Origin of the sequence: Streptomyces sp. CB02400 (assembly GCF_001905725.1) — a bacterium.
In the GTDB taxonomy this organism is placed as follows: domain Bacteria; phylum Actinomycetota; class Actinomycetes; order Streptomycetales; family Streptomycetaceae; genus Streptomyces; species Streptomyces atrovirens.
In genome coordinates this window covers 14,872-38,086 of record NZ_LIWB01000007.1, presented here as the reverse complement: position 1 = coordinate 38,086, position 23,215 = coordinate 14,872, and the positions used below count along the sequence as shown (strand labels likewise).

Genomic DNA, 23,215 nt, shown 5'->3' with positions numbered 1-23,215 from the left:
CAACCACCATGCCGTTCATCACCGTCGGCCAGGAGAACACCACCGACATCGAGCTCTACTACGAGGACCACGGCACCGGGCAGCCGGTCGTGCTCATCCACGGCTACCCGCTCGACGGCCACTCCTGGGAGAAGCAGTCCGCCGCCCTGCTGAAGGCCGGCCACCGGGTCGTCACCTACGACCGGCGCGGCTTCGGCCGCTCCAGCCGGCCCACCACCGGCTACGACTACGACACCTTCGCCGCCGACCTCAACACCGTGCTCGAGACGCTCGACCTGCGCGACGCCGTCCTGGTCGGCTTCTCCATGGGCACCGGCGAGGTCGGCCGCTACCTGGGCACCTACGGCTCCGCCCGCATCGCCAAGGCCGCCTTCCTGGCCTCCCTGGAGCCCTTCCTCCTCAAGACCGACGACAACCCCGGCGGCGTCGACGGCGCCGTCTTCCAGGACATCGAACAGGCCGTCACCACCGACCGCTACGCCTACTTCACCGCGTTCTACGAGAACTTCTACAACCTCGACGAGAACCTCGGCACGCGCATCAGCGAGGAGGCCCTGCGGGCCAGTTGGAACACCGCCGCCGGCGCCTCCTGGTACGCTTCCCTGGCCTGCGTGGCCACCTGGACCACCGACTTCCGCGCCGACATTCCCAAGATCGACGTACCGGCGCTCATCCTGCACGGCACCGCCGACCGCATCCTGCCGATCGAGTCCACCGGTGAGCCGTTCCACAAGGCACTCCCGCAGGCCGATTACGTCGTCATCGACGGCGCCCCGCACGGCCTGCTGTGGACCCACGCCCAGGAGGTCACCGACGCCCTGCTGGCGTTCCTGGCCAAGTGACGAACACCCGGCGGCCTCCCACCGCCGGGAAACGAACCACACGCACCCCGCCACCATCACCGCGGTGGCGGGGTGCCGTCGCGGTCGCACGGGGCGCCCCTCATGAACGGCGCTGCTCCGCGGCACCGCACCCTCGCGAAAGGACATTCCACCGATGAAGCGTTCCACCCTGCGCATCTCGCTCGCCGCAGCGGCTGCGGGAGCGATGACGGTCGTGCTGCCGGCCGCACCGGCCGCCGCGATCAGTCAGACCGACTGCGGTACCAGGACGGACTTCGTCAAGGTCTGGTACAACGGCGGCGCCGACACCAAGTGCTTCGCCAACGCGGGCACCGTGACCCCCGGCCTGCTCGACGTCGAGCGCATCACGTCCGGCAACAACAGCGTCCACGTGTGGCTGGGCAACGAGATCAGGTCCATGGACAAGTGGTCCTCCATCCGCGACGTCGAGAACCTCAACGCCCCGCTGTACGCCCTGCGGATCCACTGACCGCCGGTGTCCGACCACGAAGAGGGAGACTTGTGAAAGGGCCACGACTTCGCCGCCTCCTGCTGTCCGCGGCAGTGCTCGCCGGCGCCCTGGGGACACTCAACGCCCCGGCCGCACAGGCCCACTACAGCCAGTGCCTCTCCGGGCACTTCTGCGTCTGGCAGCACAGCAGCTACGAAGGCCGCTTCTTCTCGAGCAACCGTGACACACCCAACGTCGGCAGCTGCATGAACGACCGCACGACCTCGTTCTGGAACCGGAGCAAACGCGTCGTCTGCCTGTACCGGCACGAGAACCACACTGACGACCTGGGCTGCTACGAGCCGGGCGCCTCCTCCGCGGCCATGCAGATCCACAACGACCAGCTGACCAGCTTCCGGTTCGCGTCCGCGTAGGCTCGACCGCCGAAAAGTGAATGCCGTCGCGTCCGCGCTTTCGCCCTCACCGCATCCAGTGCCCGTCTGTGCTCCATCCCAGAAAGCGCCGGGCGTGGCTGTCGTCCGTCGTTCCGGCACCGCCGAAAGCGCCGCCCTCGGCGACCAGGGCGAGGCCCGCCAGGGCGGGGGCCAGCCGGGTTGCGACGTGGGCCGGGTGACGGGCCGTCGTCTCGTCCAGGCCTGCGATGACCTGCCGCTGTTCCTCCGGCGGGCACAGGGACAGGTGGAACACCATCTGGCGCCACGCGTACGCGGCGTCCTTGATGGTGCCCAACGGCCGCGGGTTGTGGTGCACACGGGAGACCAGCCGGCACACGGTCACGAAACAGCGGCGTGCCAGGTCGGCCCAGCCGGGCCGCGGAGCGATGCCCACCCGGTGGACCAGCGTGGCCAGATTGTGCGTGGTGAGGATCTGCGCCTGCTCGATCACCATGCCGTTCGCCGCGACCGACGAGGACCGCGACGCCGTCCCGGCCCGCTCGGCGCACAGCCGCGCGAAGCCGGGAGAGGTACGGGCACCGTAGGAACGGGTCAGGGCCGTAGCGGTCTCGGTGATCGCCAGATTGCGGATCGCCGCGTAGTCGACGCCGTAGTAACGCTCGTACAGCGTGCCGCCGAGCAGTTCGCCCGCGATCCGTGCCGCCGTGAGGAACTTCGGGCTGAACGTGCCCATGAAGATGTCGGCGGCCAGCTCCTCCACGAACGGGGCGCCCAGGTCGCACTGGCGTTCAAGAACGCCGAATTCGCGGACCAGCGGGTTGGGCAGGATCGTGCCGGGGAAGGCCTGTACGGCCAGCTCGCCCAGCTGTCGCAGCACGGCGAGCGCGCCTTCGTCGTCCGGCTTGCCCAGCGCCGCGGATCGCTGCCCCGACACCGCCCGTACCCAGGGCAGTTCCTCGACGCGCACCTGCCGTTCCAGGTTGAGCAGGAGCAATGAGCGGCGGTTGCGGAACGCCCGGTAGTTCACGGTCATCAGCGTGCGCAGCGTCTCGTCGCCGTACGCCTGTGCGGTGGTGGCGGCGACCAACTGCGGCACCAGCTCGGCCAGGACCTCGGCGGACGGGACGACGCCCCGCTCCACCAGCGTGCCGAGCGGTGCGCTCAGCGCGGACTCGACCACCTGGCGGATCACGGGCGGTACGACCGCTCCGGTGGGCAGGCCGGTCTCCCGGCTCTCCTCCTCGCTCACCGCGCCCAGGAGCGGGGCGACATCGGTGATGCCCGTCTCCTGCGGGAGCACGGCGAGCCGACGCAGCATCAGCTGGGCCAGGGCGTGGTGGGAAGGACGCGCCGCCTGCTCGGCCTGGCTCCGGCGCAGGGCCGTGTGAGCGGTGGAACCGGGCAGGCCGCGCCGCCGCACCATGGACTCCACCGCGTGCCGCAGCAGACCGAGCCGGCGCGCGTCCAGCGGCCGTCCGGCGACGGTCTCCTCCAGCGCGCCGCGCAGAATGCCCAGATTCCCCTTGGGATCGCGGTGCTTGGTGCAGCGGGTGTGTTCCGCGGCGAGCAGCCGGTAACGGCTGAGCAGGACCTCGCCGTGCGCCAGCCAGTCGGCGTCCGGGACGAGTTCGAGGACTCGTCCGTCCCGCGCCGTCCGCAGCCAGTGCACGAGCAGCTCGTCGCCGAACGGCTGCCATACGGCGAGTGCCTCGCGCTGGGTCTCGACGGCCGCGTTGGGCCGTCGCCGTATCAGGGTGTCGACGGCCTCGGAGACGGTGCACCGGTGGACGGCCGCGCCGGCGTCCGGCACGGGCCCGTCCGCCGGGCGGGGCAGGAACCGCAGCCGGTCGGCGAGCGGTTCCAGTTCCGTCACGAGGTCGAGCGCCGCGTCGGTCTCCCCGTGCCGGACCAGCCAGGCCATGGTGAGCAGCGCGGCCTCCTCGGGCACGCCGATCTCGTAGCGGCCACTGTCCAACCGGTCCCCCAGCCAGGCGAGTCCGGGCTCGGTGAGGCAGTGGGCGAAGAGCGCGCGCCGCTCGGCGGGCACCCCGAAACTTCGCGCGGCCTCGGTCTCGTACGCCTGGAGCGGGCCGCCCGCGCTCGCGGTCCCGGTGGCGAAGCCGCCCCGCACCACTTCAAGGGTCACCCAGGCCGGAAACCCGTCCACGGGCGTACGCGAACCGACCGACAACCGGCCTGTGACCAGTCCCGTGAGGACCTCCCGCCAGCGCTGCCCGCGCACCTCGGCGCGGCGCCGGGTGCCGGCGTCCTCATGGGTCAGCGCGGTCACGAAGGCCTTGGCCAGCTGGGCCTGCGGATAGGACAGGGCCACGGTGGGGGGCTGCTGCTCAGCGTTGTCGTTCATAAGCCGACGTGGCAGGTTCCGCCCCTGCGCCCTCCGGGTCTCGAGCCCGGTGCTCTGCTGCTGAGCTACACGTCGATGACGGTTGACGTTAGCCACGAGGACGATCACCCTGCAACCGGGTTCTCCACGATCCGCACAGCGAGTCGCGGATCGCGTATCGCGTGACACCCTCCGGGCTGTCACCGCACAGCTTCCTCACCGCCGGCCACGCACGAGCCGGCCCGCCGCCCGGATTCTCCGGAGAGCTCCTGGGTAGCAGGGGAGGCGACAGCACATCGTGAGCCGGAACGAGGAGCAGACGTGAGTGAGCCGGTGTCCATCGCCCTGCAGAAGGAGATCGCCCGGGAACTGGGTGTCGCCGAGACCTTCGAGGCCGGGCGGGAGATCGAGCGTCGGGTGGCCTTCCTCGCCGAGCGGCTGACTTCCACCGGTCTGCGTGCCCTCGTGCTCGGTATCAGCGGTGGCATCGACTCCACCGCCGCGGGCCGACTGTGCCAGCTCGCCGTCGAACGGGCGCGGGCCGGCGGACACGAAGCGCGGTTCTACGCGATGCGCCTGCCCTACGGGGTCCAGGCCGACGAGCACGACGCCCAGCTCGCGCTCTCCTTCATCCGGGCCGACCACGTGCTGACCGTGGACATCAAGCCCGCCGGCGACGCCGCGCTCGAGGCCGCGCTGGCCGCCGGGGTGAGCTTCCGCGACGCCCGCCACCAGGACTTCGTGCACGGCAACATCAAGGCACGCCAGCGCATGATCGCCCAGTACACGGTGGCCGGCGCGTACGACGGCCTGGTCGTCGGCACGGACCAGGCCGCCGAGGCGGTCTCCGGGTTCTTCACCAAGTTCGGCGACGGCGCCGCCGACCTGGTCCCGCTGGCCGGCCTGACCAAGCGCCGGGTGCGCGCCGTCGCGGACGCGCTGGGCGCACCCGCCGCGCTGGTGTGGAAGGTCCCGACGGCCGATCTGGAGAGCCTCGACGCGGGCAAGGCCGACGAGGACGCGCTCGGAGTGACCTACGACGTCATCGACGACTTCCTGGAGGGCAAGCCGGTGGACGAGCGGGCCTTCGAAACGATCGTCCGCCGCTACCGCCTCACCGACCACAAGCGCCGGCCGCCCATCGCCCCCTGACCGGACGGCCGGAGCAGGCGGAGCCGTCCTTCGGATCGCGTCCCGGCGCGTTCGTCACCAGGGGTGAGTGAGCGGATGCCCCGCCGGGAACAGCGCTTCACAAACCCCCGGGTCCCCGGGAGCCACCAAGCCTCCGGACGTCAGGGCGAGCGTCCACGCCGCCGCGGATGAGCCGCGTTCCTGGAGGGCCTGGCCCCTGCGGTGGGCCCGGCCACGCTCGCCCCGCTCGAGTTCCGCGTCGGCCCCGAGCGGACCGGCCGTCGAGGGTGAGGCGCGCCGCCGTCAGCCCAGGCCGAGGACGCTCATGGTGTGCTCGGCCATGCGCCGCTCTCCGAGGGCGTTGGGATGGACGGGTACGAGGCTGCCGCCGAAGAGGAGGGGCTCGATCCAGCGGGTCCCGCCGGGCTTGCACGCGTCGTGGCCCTCGGAGATTTGGGAGAAGTCCACAAAGGTGGCGCCGGTCTCATCACTGGCGCGTTCGACGACCGCGTTGAGGTGCGCCTGTATGCCGCGCAGGTACGGCACGTCACCGGCGGCGACCGGAAGCTTCACGAAGCAGGAGGGATCGGCCTCTGCCGGTGTGATCCACGGGTAACCCAGAACCGCCACACGGGCGTTGGGGGCCTTGGCGCGAACGGCCCGCAGGGCGGTCTTCAGCGCGGGGTAGGTGTTCGCGTCGATCTGGTCGGTGAAGGAGGTGCCGTGCCGGTCCTTGCAGGGGCTGCCCTTGCCTCCGCTGAGGACGCCCGCGGTACCGCAGGCCGTGATGGCGTTGATGAAGGTGCCGTTGTCGTTGCCGCCGATCGTCAGCGTCACCAGGTCGGTGCCCGGACCGAGCGCGTTCACCTGGGGCCCGACCCCGGGGTACTGCGATGTGGTGAAGTCCTTTGTCTGGGCGGCGCCGCAGGTCACGTCCTTCAGGTGGGCGCCCGTACGGTCGGCGATCACATGAGGGTAGTTCGCGGTGGAGCGCAGGCACAGCAGGTTGGTCGGATCCACGGGCAGCACGCCCGAGCCGGCGCTGTAGCTGTCGCCGAGGGCGACGTAGTCCAGCGACGCGGAGGCGTGTGCGGTGCCGCCCGTGAGGCTGAGGGCGAGCGCACCGACGAGTGCGGATGATGTGGCCATGACATTTCGCAGGGCGTGCTTCGGCATGTGATCCCTCTTCTCGGGAGAGGAGCGGTGGGGCGGCAGTCGGCGGGGCGTGCCGTTGGTGCGAACGGAGCGGTTCGGGCGTGGGGGAGTGCGGGGCCGCGTCATTACCGAGCAGTTCTACCGTCAGGTAATGTGCAGGCCCCCCGGCGGGGAGTCAACATTGTTGACCGGACTTCTTGAAACGCTTACGAAAGACTCCCGGCTCGCCCCGCAGACGCGCGAACCCGCAGTTGCGAAGCGCCGGGGCCCCTATCCTGTCCCGCATGCTGCAGACCGGCTCCAGTACCACGACCCGCGAGGCCATCCACTCGGCCGCTGCCCGGCTGTTCCGGAACCAGGGCTTCTCCAGGACCACCGTCCGCCAGATCGCGGCGGCGGCCGGCACGGACCCCGCACTGGTGATCCGTCATTTCAAGAGCAAAGAACTCCTGTTCCTGGAGACGATGCACCTGACGATCGATGACGAGCCACTGCTCGACGTGCCGCTGGAACACCTGGGGGACCGGCTCGCCGAACTCCTCGTCGAACTCGGCGGTTCCGCGCGGGGCGTCTTCCTGGCCCTGGTGCACGGCAGCGGCGAACCGCAGATCCGCGAACGTCTGCGCGATACGCACGAGCAGCTCTTCGTCGCACCGCTGCGCCGTCGCCTGTCCGGCCCCGACGCCGACGTCCGCGCACGCATGGCAGCCGCCTTGGCGGGGGGACTGCTGTACGCACTGTGGGTGGTCGGGGACGAGGGGCTGCTCCGCATGGACCGTACGGAACTGGTGTCACGGTACGGTGCGCTGTTCCAAGGGGTGCTGACTCCTCGGAGCCGCTGACGTCGTCGCGGTACCGGATCTCCCGGAGGACGCGCACCGGGCGAGCGTCCTCGCGCACGTTCAAGCCGCCCGGACGACCACGACGGGAGCACCGGGCTGTCGGTGGGCGGCGTCGTCGAGGAACCGGCTTCGTTCTCGAAGCACGGCCGGGCCCCGGGCGGCCGGTGGCGCGGGGCCCGGCGCCCGCCCGCGCCGACTGTACGGCGACGCGCCCAGCCCTCCGGCACGGCCCGTCGGGCGTCGGCGTCGCGGTCCGCCCCGTGACGACGCACGGGCTCCGTACCATCGGCTTGTCCCACCGGGGCGCCGCGGACGGGACGCATCCGCGGGCGCGTCGCATCAGTCGGCGTCGAGACCGTCGATCAGGCGGCCCAGGAACCGGGTGAAGGTGGCTTCGGCGGTGAGCGGGCGTCCGGGGGCGGAGAGTGCTTCGGCGAGTTCCGGGTGGTGGCCGTCGGCGGCGACAGCGGCGAGGTAGCGGGCCTCGGCTGCGGCCCGCTCCGGGGACCGTGCGGCTGCGGCCTGCGCGATCTCGTGAGCCACGTGTCCGGCCACGAATGCGGTGAGCTGGGCGAAGACCTCCAGCTTCGCCGCACCGTCCAGCCTGGTGGGTCGTAGGACGGCGAGCGCGTGTTCCAGGAAGGCCAGCGTGTTGGGGCCCGGAACACGACGGGTGGTCAAGGCGGCGGGCAGCCAGGGATGACGCAGCATGTGGGCGCGCTGCAGGTGGGCGACGGTCTTCAGATCGGTACGCCAGTCGCCGCTGGGCGGGCCCGTGACCGCCAGTTCGCCGCTGACGTGGTCGACCATCAGTTCCAGCAGTGTCTCCTTGTCGGGGGCGTAGCTGTAGAGCGACATGACACCGGCTCCGACCCGGGCGGCGACCCGTCGCATGGTGACCGCTTCGAGGCCTTCGGCGTCCGCCAGGGCGACGGCCGCCTCGGTGATCGCCTCCCGGCTGAAGGAGGGTCTGCGGCCTCTGCGGAACTCGGTGGGACGCAGCCAGAGCTGTTCGGGATCGACGCTCGCGGCGCTGGACTTCTGGTCACCGGGCACGGTTCTGCGCTCCTTCCTCCGACTGCGGGGTGGTCCTTGCGAAGGTCATCCAAGCATCCTCTATTCTCGTACATCGTACGGAAATGAGGAGGGGAACGATGCCATCACGCACGCCCGACGCCGTGACCGGACCTGTCTGGGTGCCGCCCGCCGGAAAACCGCCGCTGTCCTCGCGGATGATGAGGGCGGCCTGGCGAGGTCTGCCGGCGAAGCGGCACGAGGTCGGGCGGGAGCCGGGGCTGGTGGTGCCGGCCGCCGACGGCAGCCCGTTGATCACCGACCACTACTTCCCGCGCGCCCAGGGTGACTTCCCCACCCTCCTGGTTCGCTCGCCCTACGGCCGAGGCCTGCCGTGGTCGCCCCAGTACGGCCTGCTCTTCGCCGAACAGGGCTTCCACGTGGTCCTGCAGAGCTGCCGCGGCACCGGCGGCTCGGGCGGCGTGTTCGATCTGTGGCGCAACGAGGCCGCCGACGGCCGGGCCACGGTCTCCTGGCTGCGCGAGCAGCCCTGGTTCAACGGAACGCTGGGGACAGTCGGCCCCAGCTACCTGGGCTACGTGCAATGGGCCCTCGCTCTGGACCCACCGCCGGAACTGAAGGCAATGGTGGTGCAGGTAGGACTGCACGATCCCTACGCCCTGTTCCACGCGGACGGTGCGCTGCGCCTGGAGAACGTCCTCGCCGTCGGCGCGGGCATGACCTACCAGCACCAGGGCATGGTGCCGTTCCTGAAGGCGACGCTGCGCCTGCAGCGCCGCCTGCGCGACGTCACCGCCGCGCAACCCCTGCGTGGGGCGTACGAGTCCGCCCTGGGGGGCGAAGTGCCCTGGCTGGACGACGTGATGACGCACCCGGACGCCAAGGACGCCTACTGGCGCGGCGCGTCATTGGCGGAGGCGGCGGAGCGGCTCGGCGTGCCCACGGCCCTGATCACCGGATGGCACGACGCGCTCGTCGACCAGACCTTCGGGCAGTACGACCGGCTGCGCCGGGCCGGATGCGAAACCGCCCTGCTCGTCGGCCCCTGGACCCACACCTCGGCCCTGCAGCAGGGATGGCCCGAGGTGTTCGCCGAAAGCCTCGCCTGGCTGCGCGCCCACCTGTGCGCCGACCCCTCCGGCCTGCGCCCCACCGCGGTACGCGTGCACATCAACGGCGAGAACACCTGGCGGGACCTCGACGACTGGCCGCCGGCCTCCGCCGCCACCTCGTGGTACCCCGCCCCGGAGGGGCACCTCACCCAGCAGCCCCCCACGGAATCCGCGCCACTGACGACGTTCCGCTACGACCCGGCCGACCCCACCCCCTCCCTCGGAGGTCCTCTGCTCTCCCGCACCGCCGGCCCGCGCGACAACAGCGTTCTGGAAGCCCGGAACGACGTCCTGACGTTCACCGGCCCACCACTGACCGAGCCCGTGGACATCCTGGGCCCGGTCTCCGCGCGGCTGAGCATCTCCACGGACACCGGGTACGCCGACGTCTTCGCCCGCTTGTGCGACGTGGACGCGCAAGGCCGCTCCGTCAACGTCTGCGACGGACTGGGCCGACTTCGGACAGTCGGACCTGCGCCCTCGCAGGTCACCGTGGAGATGAGCTCCACCGCCCATCGCTTCGCCGCAGGTCACCGCATACGCTGGCAGATCAGCGGAGGCGCGAGTCCCCGCTATGCCCGTAACCCCGGCACCGGGGAATCGCCGGTGGACGCCACCACCTTCACACCGGTGCGCATCACGGTCCACACGGACTCGGTGTTGGTGCTCCCCTGCGGCTCCGGGCTCGAGTGATTCCCCTGTTCCCCGGGAAGGGGCCGACGAGCCGGGCCGTCCGGCCCGGCTCGGTCCTCTACGCCCTCTTCGCCGTCCGGGCCGGCCAAGTCAGGGCTGCGCGGCGGCAGCCCTGGGGTCGTGATCCACTTCGACCTGCTGGAGGGTGAGCCGGGCGATGCCGGGGGAGTCACGGGCACGCCCGAGGCGTGTGCGGGACACCGCGGCCGTCTTTTACAGCGCGGCGCCGACGGCGGCCGCGCGGCAAGGCTGAGACCGGCGGTGCGGCAAGGCTGAGACCGGCCGTGCGCCGCGGGTGCCGGTACTCGAGGACCGGTGATGACGGACAGGACCCTGATGGGCGCGGCTCGTCCTCGCCGAGCTGCGCCCGGTGAAGGGAAGGACGCCCTGCCGTACTCCGGTCGCCGGCCCCTTCGCCGCCGGCGCGCACCAGGCCGGGACAGTCGTCACCGCGGGACAGGGCGATGGGCCCTCCGGCCGCGCCTGCCGCGCCGGTGACCGCCACGGTGCCGTCGGCTTCCATGGGCGCGAGTCCGCCGGTTCCCGCCGACCGCCGTCCGGGTCCCCTGTACTGATCGAACGGTATCCGCACACGATTCGTACGCTATCCGTACTCGACTCGTACTCGATCCGTACGCTTCACGCTATAGTTGGGGGACAGGAGGCCCTCCATGTCCGAATTGTTCGACCGGGTCGACGCGCTCCTCGCGTCCCGCGCCCCACTGCCACCGCCCGAAGAGCGCAAGCGTCTGCGCAAGGCCCACGGACTGACGATCGACGAGATCGCCACCGCGCTGCAGGTGCGCCGGGCCACGGTCAGCGGCTGGGAGGCCGGCAAGACCGAACCCCGCCCGCCGGAGCGTGACGCGTACGCACGCCTCCTCGACGGACTCTCCAAGCTGTACCCCGCCCCGGCCGACGCCGGCGCCCAGGGCGAGGACACGGCGATGCCCGAGACGCCCACCGCCCCGGCAACCCCGGCGCCGAAGGCGCGGCCCCTGTCCACGGGCCAGGGGCCCGAAGCCGTAGCCATGACCACGGCTGAGAACACCACCCGGCCCCGTCCGGCCGCGGCACCGCACACCCCCGGGCCGTCGTCGACGTCACGGCGCCCGGACGCGCGGAAGGCGGCCCCGGCCGGCCCCCCTGCGGGCGGCGCCGATCCGCGCTTCGGGAACGGGCCGCTCGCGGTCGTCGACGTCGACACGGACGGGCAGGTGTTGGCGTACTGCACCGGCGGTCTGGTCCTGGAGGTGCCCGCCAGGTCTCTGCCGGCCCTGGTGGACTGGACCCTCAAGGAAGCGAAGCTCGGGCAGCCGAGGCTGTCCGGTCCGGGCAAGGACGCCGACCCGCTGCTCGTGCTCACCGAGGCCGCGCTCAAGCGCTACGGCCTCCCCGTCGCCCTCACCGACGAGGAGCGGCTCGCCGGGCGGATCCCGGAGGGCCACAAGGCCGTCAAGCAGCTCGCGCGCGCGGAGTGGAAGCTGACGAAGCGCGGCTTCGGGCCGTGGGCGCGGATCTACCGCCCCGCGCAGGGCGCGGAACGCAACTGCGTCCAGCTGTGCATCCCGTCCTGGCACGCCCTCGACCCCCGCCACTGGGGCCACGCCGCACAGCTCCCGCCGGCGGACCTCGCCCGGACCCTGGGCGTGTACGCCTCCCGCGTGATGACGCCGCGCGGCTCCACCGCCGTCACCGGCCTGGAGCTGATGACCGCGCTGCACCCGCCGACCCGCGCCTCCGAACCCGACGCGACGGGCAAGCGGCACTCCGAGCACAACCCCGGCTCGCTGGGCAAGGACCCGGTGGACTGCGCCCCGTGCGAGGCCCCCGACGGACACCCCCTCCTGGCGGACCTGCCGCGCTTCCACGTCCGCGGCCCCGGCGAGAAGCTGTTCGAGGAGGCGTACGACTGGGCGCGGCCCATGACCGACGACGAATGCACCCTGCGGCACCTGGTCGGCATCGACGTGAACATGGCCTTCGCCGCCGGCGCCAACGGCCTGGTCGTCGGCCTCGGCGCGCCGGAACACGTCAAGGCGCCGGTGTTCGACGCGAAGCTGCCCGGGTCGTGGCTGGTGGACCTGTCCCACGTCGACCTGTCGAGGGTGAAGGTCGGCAAGGACAAGTGGGCGGAGCTGGACGCGAGTCTGCTGCCCTCCCCGTTCACGCCGAAGGGCGAACGCCCCGAGGGCCCGGCCTGGTACGCCACACCCACCGTCGCGTACGCGACGGAGCTCGGCTACGAGGTGCGTCCGATCGAGGCGTACGTCCGCCACGACAACGGCCGCTACCTGGACGACTGGTACAACAGGCTGCGCGGCGCCTACTTGGCGACGATGGCCGATCTCGGCGTACACGCGGACATGGAGCCGGCCGACTTCCTGACGGCCATGAACGACTACAAGGAGCGCGACCCGCAGCTGACGATCGTCGTCTCGGCGATCAAGGCGACGGTCAAGGGCGGCCTGGGCAAACTGCGCGAACGACCCCGCGGCGAGGGCTGGCGGCCGGGCCGGCCGTGGCGGGCCCTCGCCCGGCCGACATGGCGGCCGGACATCCGCGCGGCCGTCATCTCCCGCACCCGGATCAACCTCCACCGCAAGATCGTCAAGCATGCGGCGTTCACCGGCCAGTACCCGGTCGCGATCCTCTCCGACTGTGTCGTGTACGCGGCCGGCGGCACCAGCCCGCTGGACTTCCTGCCCTACCGGGACGGCAGGCCGCTGCCCGGCGGCTTCAAGCTCGGCGTCAACCCGGGCCTGGTCAAGCACGAGGGCACCCAGAGCGTCCTGTGGGGTGAGGAGGTCCGCGAGCGGTTCGACGCCCCGGAGCTCAACCTCGCCCGCTACATCAAGGACGGCACCGTCACCGGCATCGACAACGGCGAGTAGGAGAAGGCGACGATGACCCTGTTCGGGGACGGCCTGGACGCCGCGGTGCGGAAATCGTTCACCCGCCCGGCGCCCAAAAGCGCGCCCGCGCAGATGCGGTACCTGGTCAGGCAGCTCAAAGGCACCCGTGCGGTCGCCCAGATGCTGCGCATCTCCCAGCGCACCGTCGAACGGTACGTGAAGGGCCAGATCAAGAAACCCCGCCCGGACCTGGCCGCCCGTCTGGAACACGAGGTGAAGAAGCGCTGGCAGCCGCAGATCCGCGCCAGGGCACGGCGGAAGGCGGCGACGACCGACGGCATCGTCATCGACACCCGTGCCCGGATCGGCTACACCGCGCCGATCGGCTCGACGGACGAGGACAGGCTCCGTCACCTGACCGTCGCACTGCCGCCACGGTACGCCGCCCGCCTCTTCGACGCCCAGCAGACCGGCGCCGGCGACCAGCAGTTGCGGGAGATCGTCGCCGAGGCGCTCAAGGAGGTGTACTTCCAGGACAGCGGCCGCCGCGCCGGCCAACTGGAAGAAGTCCGCTTCACGGACATCGAGCACCTGGAGTTCGACTTGTAGCCTCCGCGCCGGAGAGTCACGGACCTCGTCTGCGACTGAGCCGAAGCACGAGAGACGGAACCCAGGCGGGCGCGCTGTCACCAGGGCCGCTGGACGGGGCGCGCCGGGCCGGTCATCGGGGCCCGCGGCGCATCGCCTAGGTCGTCTTCACGCCACGGCCTCAGCGGCTCACGGCGGTCGCCCGCTCCGCACACGGCAGTTCCTCGGGATCGCGTACGTGATAGGCGCCGGTGACACGGCCGTTCTCGACCCGCGCCGGCACCGGCTTGCCCACCGGTGTCCGTACCAGGGCGCAGACCGTAGCCGCGGTGCCGCAGCGCCTCCACGTCGGCCTGCGGACACGCGCCCTGGCCCACGGCCAGGTCCGTACCCTGTTCAGGGAACTGCGGGAGCAGTCCGCGTACATCGGCACGTCGGTCGTGGTTGTCGCCGGGCGGTGTGAGGGCTCGCGTCAGTGAGAGCCCGTGCCGGCCACGTGTGCGCCCCGGTCGACCACCGCGAGCGCCACACGGTCGAGTGCGGGATCAGCCGCCTCAAGAGGTATCGCGCCCTCGCGCCGCGCTACGACAGGCCGGCGGCCCACTACGGGGCGACTGTCCTCATCGCGGCCGTCGACGAGTGGCTGTGACCGACGGCAGTCATCCGACGGGGTCCACGTTCCACGTCTCGGGCAAATCGTTGCCGCAGAAGACACAGACGAAGTCGCCCTCGCGCACGACGTTGTGCTCCTGGCAGCCGGGACAGCGCCGGAAGACCACTTCGTGCGTGAAGCCGGATGGACGCTCGAGCCCTATGCCGTCCAGAGCATGGGCGACCGCCGACCAGGAGCTGACGTCCGGGCAGTACCCGGTTGACTGGTTGCTGACGTGGGCGGCGGCCCAGCGGCCCGCCTCGCGGATGAAGCTGATCTCTCCGGCGCTCAGAACCATCTCCCCACCGGCACAGGCCACATGTTCGCTTCGTCGCGGCGCCAGCCGAAGCACGCCGTCCATGCCGACCACGAACGTGAACGGTTCGACCAGCTCCGCTGTCGATCGCTCGGCAACCCAACTGCTGAAGCCGGCCGCCGAGTCGATCCGGCAGCCGCCGCTGCCGGGCCGGACCGCGGCCTTCAGCCCGGCCGGCCCGACATACCGGTAACCCCGCCCCTGCACGCTCACATGAGCCAACCTAGAACACTTCCGGCACACGCCCCCAGTCCCCATGTGCGCAGGCCGGACATTGCGATCAAGGTGATGAGCGACGCCACCGACCGTTTTCGGACCGCCCGTGTCCAGCGAGCCGAGCACGTCCAGACGCGCATGGCCGGCGCCTGTCCGCTGAGCTCACAACTGATCCACCCGGACAGAGAGGCGAACGCGGTTGTCGGCGCCAGTGCACGTTCTTGTTCTCTCCCCGGCCGGGGAACCCGGCAACGGGCGTGCAGAGCGGCAAGTCCGACCTCTTCCGCGACAATTCGATCGCGTCACGGCTCGATGTCCGCTACACAGGCGCGGTGACCGACTCCTACCTCCTCCGCCCCGTCACCGACGATGAGTTCGCTGTATGGGCCCGCATGATCGCCAACACCTACGGCAGTGACCGGTCCGATGAGGAACTCGCCCGTGAACGCGCCGCCATCGAACTGGACCGCACGATCGCCGCGTTCGACGGCGGCATGCCAGTGGGAGGCACCGCGATCTACACCCGGTCCCTCACCGTCCCCGGCGCCGGTCTTCCGGTCGCGGGTGTCACCTGGGTCGGCGTGGCCCCCACCCACCGGCGACGCGGCATCCTCACCTCGCTGACACGCAGGCAACTGACCGACCTGCACGAGTCCGGCGGCGAGTCGATCGCCGTACTGCGTCCCTCGGAGGCGGCGATCTACGGCCGCTTCGGCTACGGCCCGGCCACCCGCGGGAACCGGCTCCGGTGCGAGAAGAGGTCCATGTCCTTCCGCCCCGGAACCGACTTCGGCGGCGGAGGCATCCAACTCCTGGACCGCCACACGGCCCGCCCTGTGATCGAGAAGGTCTACGACCGTGTCCGCGAGGACTCGATCGCCTGGCCCGGCCGGGCCGAGCGGGCCTGGAACAGCCGACTGGCCGATGAGCCACGCTCACGCGGCGGCGCGACCTCGCTGCGGTACGCCGTGCACCGCGACCCCGGTGGCGACGCCACCGGATACGCGCTGTACCGGATCAACGACACGAGCGACGCTGCCGGCAACGACACCAGCGCGGTACAGATCGTGGAACTGGCGGCCGCCACCCAGCACGCCTACGCCACGCTGTGGCGTTTCCTCGCCGGGATCGACCTGGTGCCGTGGATCGAGTACGAGGCCGCCGTGGACGAGCCGCTGCCGCACCTGCTGACCGAACCCCGGGCGGTCCGCTCGACCGTGGTCGACCGGCTGTGGGTGCGACTGGTCGACGTCGGCCGGGCCCTGGCAGCACGCCGCTACTCCACCCCGCTGGACGTGGTCCTGGACGTCCAGGACGACTTCTGCCCCTGGAACACCGGGCGCTACCGGTTGCAGACCGAAGGGGACGCGGTCGTCTGCGAGCGTACGAAGGCCCCCGCCGACCTCCGGCTCACCGCAGCCGAGCTCGGGGCGGCCTTCCTCGGCGGCACCACGCTCGCCTCCCTCGCGGCAGCGGGCCTGGTCCGGGAAGTGCGACCCGGCGCGCTGGCCCGCACCACACGCGCCTTCCGCGCCGACCGCGAGCCCTTCTACCCCGGTGGCTGGGCGTTCCCCGCCTACTGAACGCGCCCACAAGCGGGACGACAACTTCGTCCACACGAGGCTCGCCATCGCGCTCGCCCCACTGTGCGGCAACATCACCGAGACCGGCATCGCTCGTACGGGGTGCCGGGGTCCGACCGTACGAGGTGATGCACGTTCACTTGTACGTCGACGGCGCGTCGTACGGGGCCGGAAGCTCCCGTCCCAGGCGTGCGAGTGGGGACAACGCCATGATCACGGGGGACAGCATCATGCCCGCGGCCGTCACCAGGAGGCTGGTGCGCAGCCCCCACTCCTGCGCGAGGAATCCACCGGTGAGCGAGCCCAGCGGGGCCAGCCCCATGCCGACGAACGTGATCGTCGCGGCCACACTGGCGTCGAGCGCCAGGACGGCGAAGAGCGGCAGGACCACCAGACTTACGTGTTCACCGAGTTGGGAGGCGGTCTGCCCCATCCAGAGCCTGCGGAAGTCGGCGTCCCGCCACAGGCTTGACGGAACGGGTCGACCGGAATCGGATACGACGGAGAAAGCGGACGGCACGGTAATCCCTTGGGTTGCCGACAACGAGGCCCGCCACCGGGCACACGAAAGGCACACCGGCGGTTCAGGCAGGGGAAGGCTCGCTGTGCCGCAACATCAGGGGCAGCACGCGATGACAGGCCGCTCACGGCCGACGACGTCAACGCGCGCTCGGAAAACCGACCATGTCTCAGCTCCTCGTGGATGACTCGCCGCGCCCGAACCCTAGCCGTCGACGACCCGCCGCGAAAGGCGATTTCGCTCCCCCTCCCCGCGCCGACAGATCAATGCGCCCCCGGCTGCGACGGGGCAGCCGGGGTGGAAGACCACCAGCGTTCGACCGCGACACTTACAGACGGCGGAACGCCGTCGAGCGGTGCGTCAACCGCCTGAAGCAGTGGCGCGGCATATCGCGGACATCTTCGCTCTGGCCCGCTGTTCAGAGACAGCCGGCAACATTCCCACCATGAACGCCATTCGTGCCGCCCCACTGCGCCCGCTCGGCGTCACCGGCCGGCCTGCTACCCCTGCAACCAGCCCGTCAACGACGACCGGCGCCGACGCCGCGCCCAAGTGGAAAGCCGCTCCGTGGAGTCAAAACATGAGCAACGGCGTTCAAATTTTCGCGACGCTCCGTTGCACCACCTCTAAGATCACTCGGAACGGCAGGTCGGCGGGGGCGGGACGGGCATGGACGACGACATCGGAAGCGGTGGGACGGCAGCGGTCCGCCTGATCCGGGGAACGCCCCTCACCGAGGCTGTGGACACCGCTGACCCCCGGGCTTGGACCGCGTTCGACGTGGGCGTCCGCCAGATCCTCCGCTACGGGCACGCGCTGCTGCCGGACGGGGACCGGACCGCGGTGCTGCGCTCCGGCACGGCCGACGCCGCCGCACCGCGTACGGAGGCATCTCCCCGGCAACCGGCAACCGACCGGTCCGGCCGCCTCCGCCGCTGGGCCACCGCCCGCTTCCGCCGCCCGGCCGGGAGCCCGGGGCAGGATGCGCGGGCCCGGCTCGCTCTCGCGCTGTGCCATCCGGACGGACGGGTACGCGAGGCCGCTCTGGACGGGACCGCAGAACATCCCGTGCTCCTGCCGCTGCTCGTCATACGCACCGGTGACTGGGCCACGCCCGTGCGGGAGCGGGCCCGGCGATTGCTGGGCGAGAGGCTCGACGTGGAGGCCGCGGTCGCCCTCGCGCCGCTGATCCTGCGGGTCGGCCGGCGCGAGCGGGGCGCCTTCGGACTCGAACTGCTCGACAGCGTGCTCCGCCGGGCACCACGCGAGCGGCTGCTGCCCCTGCACACCCACACCGGCCGCACCGTACGCCGGTTCGCCTTCCGGCTGGCCATTGAGGAGGGGCTCCTCTCTCCCGGCGAGCTGGCCCGCCGCGCCGCCTGGGACGACGACGCGGTCGTCCAAGGCCTGTGCGCCGACGCCGCCCTGGCCGCCATGACGGATGGGGACGACTGGGACGAGGTGCTGGAACCGCTACTGGACGCGCGCAGTCCCCGGGCGCGGTCGGCCGGGGTCACCGCGCTGCGACGGGCGGGACGACCCGAGCGGGCGGTGGAGTTCCTCATCGACCGGTCCGCGCTGGTGCGGGCCTGTGCGCGGTATGTCGTACGCCGGCACGGGACGGATCCGCTGCCCTGGTACCGGGAGCGATGCGCGGACCCAGCCGACCCGACGGTGCCGCCCGGTGCGGTGATCGGGCTGGCGGAGTGCGGGGAGCGCGTGGACGCGGAGCTGCTGTGGCCACTGCTCGCCCACCCGGCACCGGTGGTGCGGGCACGGGTGGTGGCCGGGCTGCGCACGCTGGACGCGACCGACGTCGCACGGCTGCTGCCGCTGCTCGACGACCCGGCACCCGGTGTCGTGCGGGAGACGACCGCCGCGCTGCTCCCGTTCGCCGGGACACTGCCCAGCGGGCTGCTGACAGCACACCTCAGCATCGAGCGGCCCCGGCCGGTCCGGGTCGCCGCGTTCCGGCTGCTCGACGCACGCGGTGGGGTCGTGGGACTGCGGGCCGCGGTCGCCCTGCTGGACGATCCGGACGACAAACTGCGCGCGTGGGCCGGACAGTCGGTGCAGTGCTGGCACCCGGGAGCGGACACCCCACGCGGAGACGCGGAAGTGGGCGAACTGCTGAACCGGGCCCGCCATCTCTTCAGCGACTACGTCCTTCAACGGCGCAAGTGGGAGGCGGGACTGTCCGGCTGACGCGGTGCCGGACACCCTGTGGCTCCAGGGCGCCCGGCACCGGCCCGAGCCTCAACGGTCGTAGTGCATGAACGCGCGCACCATGTAGCACGTGATGACGGATCCGGACCGTCCCCGGCGACGCGGGCCGGTGCACTCGCTCCACCGCTGCTCCGGGCTGACTGTGCCTGGGGCCGATGATGTGCGCGGCGACCCGGGTGTTGGCTTCCTCGCCTCGGCGAGTGCGCGGTAGACGGAGGCGACCGACGGGTGCTGTCCGGCGTTCTTCCCGGTCTTGACCGTCAGCTTCTTGACGACCTCGGGGACGGGGACGCCGCGGTCCTTCGGCGTACGGGCACCGCCCGTGCCCGCCCGGGACCCCGCCCGCCACCGGCGCCGCCGCCGGGAATCGCCGGTCTCCAAGCGTGACCATGACCGCCGTAGGCTTCGTCAACCACTATGCCGCGTGGTGGCATTGGTCATACAGCGATCGTTACTGGGCCTGTTCGAGCGGGGCGCGGTACGCAGGCTACGGTCCGGCTCGACCGCTGAGCCGCCACTCCGGACGACCCCCGCCGCGACAGACAGTCGTACCGGCATCGTCGCGGGGGACGACGTGCCACTGGGCGGCGGCAAGCCGCGCGCTACTCGCGGCGCTGGTCCTGGAGCACGGCCATGTGATCCCCGCCGAGCGCTGATCCAGACGTACGTGTCGACCCTGTGCAGGCCCTTCTCCGGCGCCGGCTGTCCTGAGGTGATCGCGCTGTGGCGGGGCCCCGCGTTCTCCGGCCTGGAAGGGGCGCTGCCGGCAAGGGAGGCCGGACGGCTCGACGAACTGCGCGTCACGGCTCTGGAGGAGCGCTCCGCCGTCGTGTCGTGGAGCGGCCCGGTGGGAGCCTCGTACAGGAATTCTTGAAGCAGCAGCGCGCGGGTGTGCAGCCGGTCGAGGCGTCGTCCGGCTCTGCGGATGCCGGCTGCGCCGTCCGCGGGGAGATCTGACGTGGCCTGCTGTGCATCACGAAGACGGCTGTGGAATGCCGCCCTCAGGCGCCTCAGGGTTCCGTAGGACGTCGTGGGCACCGGACACAAGCGCGTGAGGGCGGCTGCCGTGAAGGCGATGGCCGACGCCCGGTCGGTCGCGGGAGTCGGTGGGGCCGGATCCTGGCGAACTGGGACAGGGAATAGGCCATGAGGGCGAAGGTTCCCATCTGCAAGGCCTTGGGGACAAGCGGGGGCGTCGGTTTACCGGGGCGAAGGGGCGACCTGGCGGGTTACGTGCTGCCTCGCCCTTGGGGTCAGTCTGGTCCGGCGGGTGGCGCGCGGTATGCGTCACGTGCCTGCTTCCGTGGCCGGGCGTGTCCCTATTCCTGGTGGGCCGCCGTCGCGGGGGTCCCCTCGATGAGGTCACGCAGCTGGGAACGGGCGGTGACGCCCAGCTTGGGGAAGCTGCGGTAGAGGTGCGAGCCGACGGTGCGCGGGGAGAGGAAGAGCTTCTCGCCGATCTCCCGGTTGGTCAGCCCGCGGGCGGCGAGCCGGACGATCTGCTGCTGTTGCGGGGAGAGTTCGGCGAGCGCGTCGGGGGCCGCATCCGTGACGTCGAGGCCGGCGGCACGCGATTCGGCCCGGGCACGCTCGATCCACGGGCGCGCGCTCAGGCGACGGAAGGTCTCCAGGGCTTCGGTGAGCGGCCCACGCGCCTCTGCGATGCGCCGACGGCGCCGCAGCCACTCGGCGAGGTCGAGCAGGGTCTGTGCGCGTTCGAAGGGCCAGTACTCCAGCACCGGATCCGCCAGGGCCGCCCGGAAGTGCGCTTCGGCGTCCTCGGGGCCCGCCAGGAGGCCACGGGCTCGGCTGATCAGCGCACGCAGACGAGGTGAAGCGTTGTCCGCCAGCGCGGATGCCGAGCGTTCGACGATCAGGGCAGCCTCCTCGTGGCGGCCGCAGCGCACAGCGGCGGCCGTCAGATCCGCGAGGGCCGGGTAGGAGGCGTGGTAGTGCACGGGTGCGCCGTCCGTCGTGAAGACCAGGCGGAGTCGGCCGTACGCGCTCTCGTAGGCGCCTTCCGCGGCTGCCGCGGCACCGAGCGCGCGATGGGCGTAGACGGCGACCGAGCGGCTTTCCAGCGGATCGATCAGAGCGAGCGCCTCCTCGGCCCGGGTTCGGGCCGAGGACGCATCGCCCTGGAAGGCCGACAGGGTGGCGTCCACGGTGACCGCACAGGCCACGGCGTGGTCGAGACCGGCCGCCCGGCCGACCGCGATGGTGCGGGCGCAGGCCTGACGGGCCTGCTCCCACCGTCCTCGCTCCACATAGGCCCAGGCGACCGCGCCGCCCAGCCCCTCGGGCAGCGCTCCCTGCAGTTCCCAGAGGTCGAAGGCCTCGTCGAAGGCACGGACGGCCTGCACGATCTCGTCCAGGAGCCACGCCATGATCCCGACGGCGGTGAGCCGCTCCGGCCGGTCCTCCGCCTCGGCAGCCGACTGCGGCAGCAGGGAGACGAGTCGGGCCCGGTCGTCGAAGGGGTCCGACACGGCCCTCACCCAGGTGCGCAAGCCTGGGTGTGAGGCGTTCCCGGGAAGGCGCCGCAGGATGTCCTGGATGCGGTGGCGCTGGGTGTCCTCTCCACAGTAGAAGCGGACCACCGCGGCGCCGGCCACGAGGTCCAGCCCGGCCGCGGGCTGGGAGACCGCCAACTTCGCGGCCGCGTCGGCCAGTCGGGAGAAGACCACGGTGTGGCGCACGGTCAGGACCGCCAGCCGTCCGGCCTGCACGGCGGCGGAGGCCAGCAGGGCCGCGTCATCCGTGCGCATGCGTGCCGCGGCGACCAGTTCCTCGACCCAGGCGAGGTCTCCGGTGAACACGGCCGCCGCGGCGGCTTCGACCAGCAGCCGGGCACTGTCCTCGCGCTGCGGTGCGAGTTCCGCGGCGCGCTGCAGGGCCCGGGCCGCCGCTGCGTGGCCGCCGCGGCGGCGGGCCCGGCCGGCGGTCCGCTCCAGCTCCGCCGACACGGCCGCGTCCGGGTGCGGGCAGGCGGCGGCAAGGTGCCAGGCACGCCGGTCCGGTTCGTCCCGCAGCATCTCGGCGAGCGCGAGGTGAGCCGCGCGCTGGGCGTCCAAGGACGCGGCGTGATACACGGCGGACCTGACCAGTGGGTGGCGGAAGCGGACATGCCGACCGGTCCGCCGGACCAGCCCGGCCTGCCCGGCCGGCAGCCAGGCCGGGTCCTCGGCGCGCGGCAGCCCCGCCGAGCCGGCGATCACGGAGTCGGCGCTGTCCATGGCGGCCAGGAGCAGCAGAGCCCGCGTGGTGGAGGCGGGGAGACTGTTCAGACGAGCGGCGAAGATCCGCTCCAGGTGATCGGTGAGCGGAAGCGGACCCGCGGACGGCAGCCCCGCGGCCGTCCGTTGTGCCGAGGCCGCCCTCGTCAGTTCCACCAGCGCCAGCGGGTTGCCGCCTGCCTGGTCGAGGATCCGCGTCCTGGTGTGCCCGGTGGGGCTCTTCGGCTGCAGGTCCAGCAGCTGATGGGCCGCGGCGTTGTCGAGCGGTCCCAGGGTGAGCATCGGCACGTGACGGTCGAATCCCGGAAGGTGATCACCGTCACGAGCCCCGATCAGCATCCTGACCGGTTCCCCTTCCAACCGTCTGGCGGCGAAGGACAGCGCGTCCAGGGAAGCACGATCGAACCAGTGCGCGTCATCCAGCACCACGAGCAGGGGATGGTGGTCGCCCAGGCCTGACAACAGGCTCAGGACGGCGACCCCGACCAGCATGAGATCGGGTCCCGACGTGGCCGGCCCCGTGCCGAAGGCGTCCCGCAGCGCAGCGCGCTGCCTGCCCGGGAGTCCGTCCACCTCGGCCAGGACCGGCCGCAGCAGCTGATGCAGTCCGGAGAACGCCAGGCTCGACTCCGACTCGCTTCCCTCGGCACGCAGTACACGGGCACCGCCGGCTTCAGCCCGGCGCACCGCGTGCTCCAGCAGCGTGCTCTTCCCCGTGCCCGCATCACCGACCAGCATCAGCACCCTGTCGGCCGGCACCGAGTCCGCCGCACGAAAGAGGCGTGCCCGTACCGCGTCCCGGCCGACGATCAGCTCCCCCGGATCCGGCTCCGGGCCCATGACCGCACCGCGGTCGCCTGTGTGCTCGTCCACGGAGTCTCCCGGAGTTGCGGCTTTCGATCGAAGTCGCCTTGACCTGGCCCGACCAGGCTACAAGCGGCCGGGCCAGTGCCCGGGCCGTGCGCACAGGTGCAGTCACGTTACGGATACCGCGCGCGCCGA

The 23,215-nt window shown here is 71.7% G+C and carries 19 protein-coding genes, 1 tRNA gene and 2 pseudogenes; 14 read left to right on the top strand and 8 right to left on the bottom strand.

Features of this window, described 5'->3' with window-relative positions:
- Positions 1 to 8 precede the first annotated feature (8 nt).
- From AMK33_RS18325 to AMK33_RS42460, 3 genes are all read left to right on the top strand, one after another.
- Positions 9 to 842 (top strand): alpha/beta fold hydrolase, encoded by an 834-nt coding sequence (locus tag AMK33_RS18325; protein WP_073933915.1) that lies wholly within the window; start codon positions 9 to 11, stop codon positions 840 to 842.
- A 154-nt stretch (positions 843 to 996) separates the two neighbouring features.
- Entirely contained in the window at positions 997 to 1,332 is a 336-nt protein-coding gene (locus tag AMK33_RS18320) for a beta/gamma crystallin domain-containing protein (protein WP_073933914.1), read from the top strand.
- Positions 1,333 to 1,364: 32 nt separating this feature from the next.
- Complete coding sequence (locus AMK33_RS42460; protein WP_073933913.1) at positions 1,365 to 1,727, top strand: peptidase inhibitor family I36 protein; 363 nt, start codon at positions 1,365 to 1,367, stop codon at positions 1,725 to 1,727.
- 46 nt (positions 1,728 to 1,773) lie between these two features.
- Here the strand turns inward: AMK33_RS42460 and AMK33_RS18310 are convergent, their stop codons facing one another.
- Together AMK33_RS18310 and AMK33_RS18305 are read right to left on the bottom strand one after the other, a co-directional pair.
- Positions 1,774 to 4,074 carry a hypothetical protein gene (locus AMK33_RS18310; protein ID WP_073933912.1) on the bottom strand — a complete coding sequence of 767 codons (2,301 nt, stop codon included), beginning with the start codon at positions 4,072 to 4,074 and terminating at the stop codon, positions 1,774 to 1,776.
- A 3-nt stretch (positions 4,075 to 4,077) separates the two neighbouring features.
- Positions 4,078 to 4,149, bottom strand: a tRNA-Ser gene (locus tag AMK33_RS18305).
- A 225-nt stretch (positions 4,150 to 4,374) separates the two neighbouring features.
- On the opposite strand from AMK33_RS18305, the gene nadE reads away from it, so the two are divergent.
- Positions 4,375 to 5,205 carry an ammonia-dependent NAD(+) synthetase gene (gene nadE / locus AMK33_RS18300; RefSeq protein WP_073933911.1) on the top strand — a complete coding sequence of 277 codons (831 nt, stop codon included), beginning with the start codon at positions 4,375 to 4,377 and terminating at the stop codon, positions 5,203 to 5,205.
- 282 nt (positions 5,206 to 5,487) lie between these two features.
- Here the strand turns inward: nadE and AMK33_RS18295 are convergent, their stop codons facing one another.
- On the bottom strand, positions 5,488 to 6,360 hold the full coding sequence (locus AMK33_RS18295) for an SGNH/GDSL hydrolase family protein (RefSeq protein ID WP_073933910.1): 873 nt from the start codon (positions 6,358 to 6,360) through the stop codon (positions 5,488 to 5,490).
- Between the two features lie 263 nt (positions 6,361 to 6,623).
- On the opposite strand from AMK33_RS18295, the gene AMK33_RS18290 reads away from it, so the two are divergent.
- On the top strand, positions 6,624 to 7,181 hold the full coding sequence (locus AMK33_RS18290) for a TetR/AcrR family transcriptional regulator (RefSeq protein ID WP_073933909.1): 558 nt from the start codon (positions 6,624 to 6,626) through the stop codon (positions 7,179 to 7,181).
- A gap of 339 nt (positions 7,182 to 7,520) precedes the next feature.
- Here AMK33_RS18290 and AMK33_RS18285 read toward each other — a convergent pair whose 3' ends face one another.
- The gene (locus tag AMK33_RS18285) at positions 7,521 to 8,237 is read right to left on the bottom strand and encodes a TetR/AcrR family transcriptional regulator (protein ID WP_073933908.1); all 717 of its coding nucleotides are present in this window, start codon (positions 8,235 to 8,237) and stop codon (positions 7,521 to 7,523) included.
- A 98-nt stretch (positions 8,238 to 8,335) separates the two neighbouring features.
- On the opposite strand from AMK33_RS18285, the gene AMK33_RS18280 reads away from it, so the two are divergent.
- The 5 genes from AMK33_RS18280 to AMK33_RS41500 all read left to right on the top strand — a co-directional run bounded on the left by AMK33_RS18280 (position 8,336) and on the right by AMK33_RS41500 (position 14,113).
- Positions 8,336 to 10,021, top strand: coding sequence for a CocE/NonD family hydrolase (locus AMK33_RS18280; protein ID WP_073933907.1), 1,686 nt, complete (start codon positions 8,336 to 8,338; stop codon positions 10,019 to 10,021).
- Positions 10,022 to 10,692: 671 nt separating this feature from the next.
- On the top strand, positions 10,693 to 12,915 hold the full coding sequence (tap, locus tag AMK33_RS18275) for a telomere-associated protein Tap (RefSeq protein WP_073933906.1): 2,223 nt from the start codon (positions 10,693 to 10,695) through the stop codon (positions 12,913 to 12,915).
- 12 nt (positions 12,916 to 12,927) lie between these two features.
- Entirely contained in the window at positions 12,928 to 13,485 is a 558-nt protein-coding gene (gene tpg / locus AMK33_RS18270; RefSeq protein WP_073933905.1) for a telomere-protecting terminal protein Tpg, read from the top strand.
- A gap of 308 nt (positions 13,486 to 13,793) precedes the next feature.
- The gene (locus AMK33_RS42455) at positions 13,794 to 13,943 is read left to right on the top strand and encodes a hypothetical protein (protein ID WP_158075128.1); all 150 of its coding nucleotides are present in this window, start codon (positions 13,794 to 13,796) and stop codon (positions 13,941 to 13,943) included.
- Positions 13,940 to 14,113, top strand: coding sequence for a transposase (locus tag AMK33_RS41500; RefSeq protein WP_073933904.1), 174 nt, complete (start codon positions 13,940 to 13,942; stop codon positions 14,111 to 14,113). The genes AMK33_RS42455 and AMK33_RS41500 overlap by 4 nt, the downstream gene beginning before the upstream one ends.
- 10 nt (positions 14,114 to 14,123) lie before the next feature.
- On the opposite strand, the gene AMK33_RS18260 is transcribed toward AMK33_RS41500, so the two are convergent.
- Entirely contained in the window at positions 14,124 to 14,690 is a 567-nt protein-coding gene (locus tag AMK33_RS18260; RefSeq protein WP_383461800.1) for a hypothetical protein, read from the bottom strand.
- 215 nt (positions 14,691 to 14,905) lie between these two features.
- On the opposite strand from AMK33_RS18260, the gene AMK33_RS18255 reads away from it, so the two are divergent.
- Complete coding sequence (locus AMK33_RS18255; protein WP_235618125.1) at positions 14,906 to 16,231, top strand: GNAT family N-acetyltransferase; 1,326 nt, start codon at positions 14,906 to 14,908, stop codon at positions 16,229 to 16,231.
- Between the two features lie 136 nt (positions 16,232 to 16,367).
- Here AMK33_RS18255 and AMK33_RS18250 read toward each other — a convergent pair.
- A pseudogene (locus AMK33_RS18250) lies at positions 16,368 to 16,580 on the bottom strand (MFS transporter); the annotation flags it as partial.
- Between the two features lie 416 nt (positions 16,581 to 16,996).
- Here AMK33_RS18250 and AMK33_RS43830 point away from each other — a divergent pair.
- Positions 16,997 to 17,143 (top strand): annotated as a pseudogene (locus tag AMK33_RS43830) (IS5/IS1182 family transposase); the annotation flags it as partial.
- Positions 17,144 to 17,420: 277 nt separating this feature from the next.
- On the top strand, positions 17,421 to 18,956 hold the full coding sequence (locus tag AMK33_RS18240; RefSeq protein WP_073933901.1) for a hypothetical protein: 1,536 nt from the start codon (positions 17,421 to 17,423) through the stop codon (positions 18,954 to 18,956).
- A gap of 51 nt (positions 18,957 to 19,007) precedes the next feature.
- Here AMK33_RS18240 and AMK33_RS43260 read toward each other — a convergent pair whose 3' ends face one another.
- A complete protein-coding gene (locus AMK33_RS43260; RefSeq protein ID WP_073933900.1) occupies positions 19,008 to 19,358 on the bottom strand; it encodes a hypothetical protein in 351 nt (116 codons plus the stop codon).
- Positions 19,359 to 19,644: 286 nt separating this feature from the next.
- Between AMK33_RS43260 and AMK33_RS42170 the strand changes: the two genes are divergently transcribed.
- A complete protein-coding gene (locus AMK33_RS42170; protein WP_143203836.1) occupies positions 19,645 to 19,851 on the top strand; it encodes a hypothetical protein in 207 nt (68 codons plus the stop codon).
- 445 nt (positions 19,852 to 20,296) lie between these two features.
- Here the strand turns inward: AMK33_RS42170 and AMK33_RS18230 are convergent, their stop codons facing one another.
- A complete protein-coding gene (locus AMK33_RS18230) occupies positions 20,297 to 23,086 on the bottom strand; it encodes a helix-turn-helix transcriptional regulator (RefSeq protein ID WP_073933899.1) in 2,790 nt (929 codons plus the stop codon).
- Positions 23,087 to 23,215: the final 129 nt, after the last annotated feature.

Coding starts and splice junctions, on each gene's coding strand:
- tpg (WP_073933905.1), top strand. CDS start 12,928: ATGACCCTGTTCGGGGACGGCCTGGACGCCGCGGTGCGGAAATCGTTC.
- AMK33_RS18280 (WP_073933907.1), top strand. CDS start 8,336: ATGCCATCACGCACGCCCGACGCCGTGACCGGACCTGTCTGGGTGCCG.
- AMK33_RS18325 (WP_073933915.1), top strand. CDS start 9: ATGCCGTTCATCACCGTCGGCCAGGAGAACACCACCGACATCGAGCTC.
- AMK33_RS18310 (WP_073933912.1), bottom strand. CDS start 4,074: ATGAACGACAACGCTGAGCAGCAGCCCCCCACCGTGGCCCTGTCCTAT.
- AMK33_RS18320 (WP_073933914.1), top strand. CDS start 997: ATGAAGCGTTCCACCCTGCGCATCTCGCTCGCCGCAGCGGCTGCGGGA.
- AMK33_RS18260 (WP_383461800.1), bottom strand. CDS start 14,690: ATGGGGACTGGGGGCGTGTGCCGGAAGTGTTCTAGGTTGGCTCATGTG.
- AMK33_RS18295 (WP_073933910.1), bottom strand. CDS start 6,360: ATGCCGAAGCACGCCCTGCGAAATGTCATGGCCACATCATCCGCACTC.
- AMK33_RS18240 (WP_073933901.1), top strand. CDS start 17,421: ATGGACGACGACATCGGAAGCGGTGGGACGGCAGCGGTCCGCCTGATC.
- tap (WP_073933906.1), top strand. CDS start 10,693: ATGTCCGAATTGTTCGACCGGGTCGACGCGCTCCTCGCGTCCCGCGCC.
- AMK33_RS18290 (WP_073933909.1), top strand. CDS start 6,624: ATGCTGCAGACCGGCTCCAGTACCACGACCCGCGAGGCCATCCACTCG.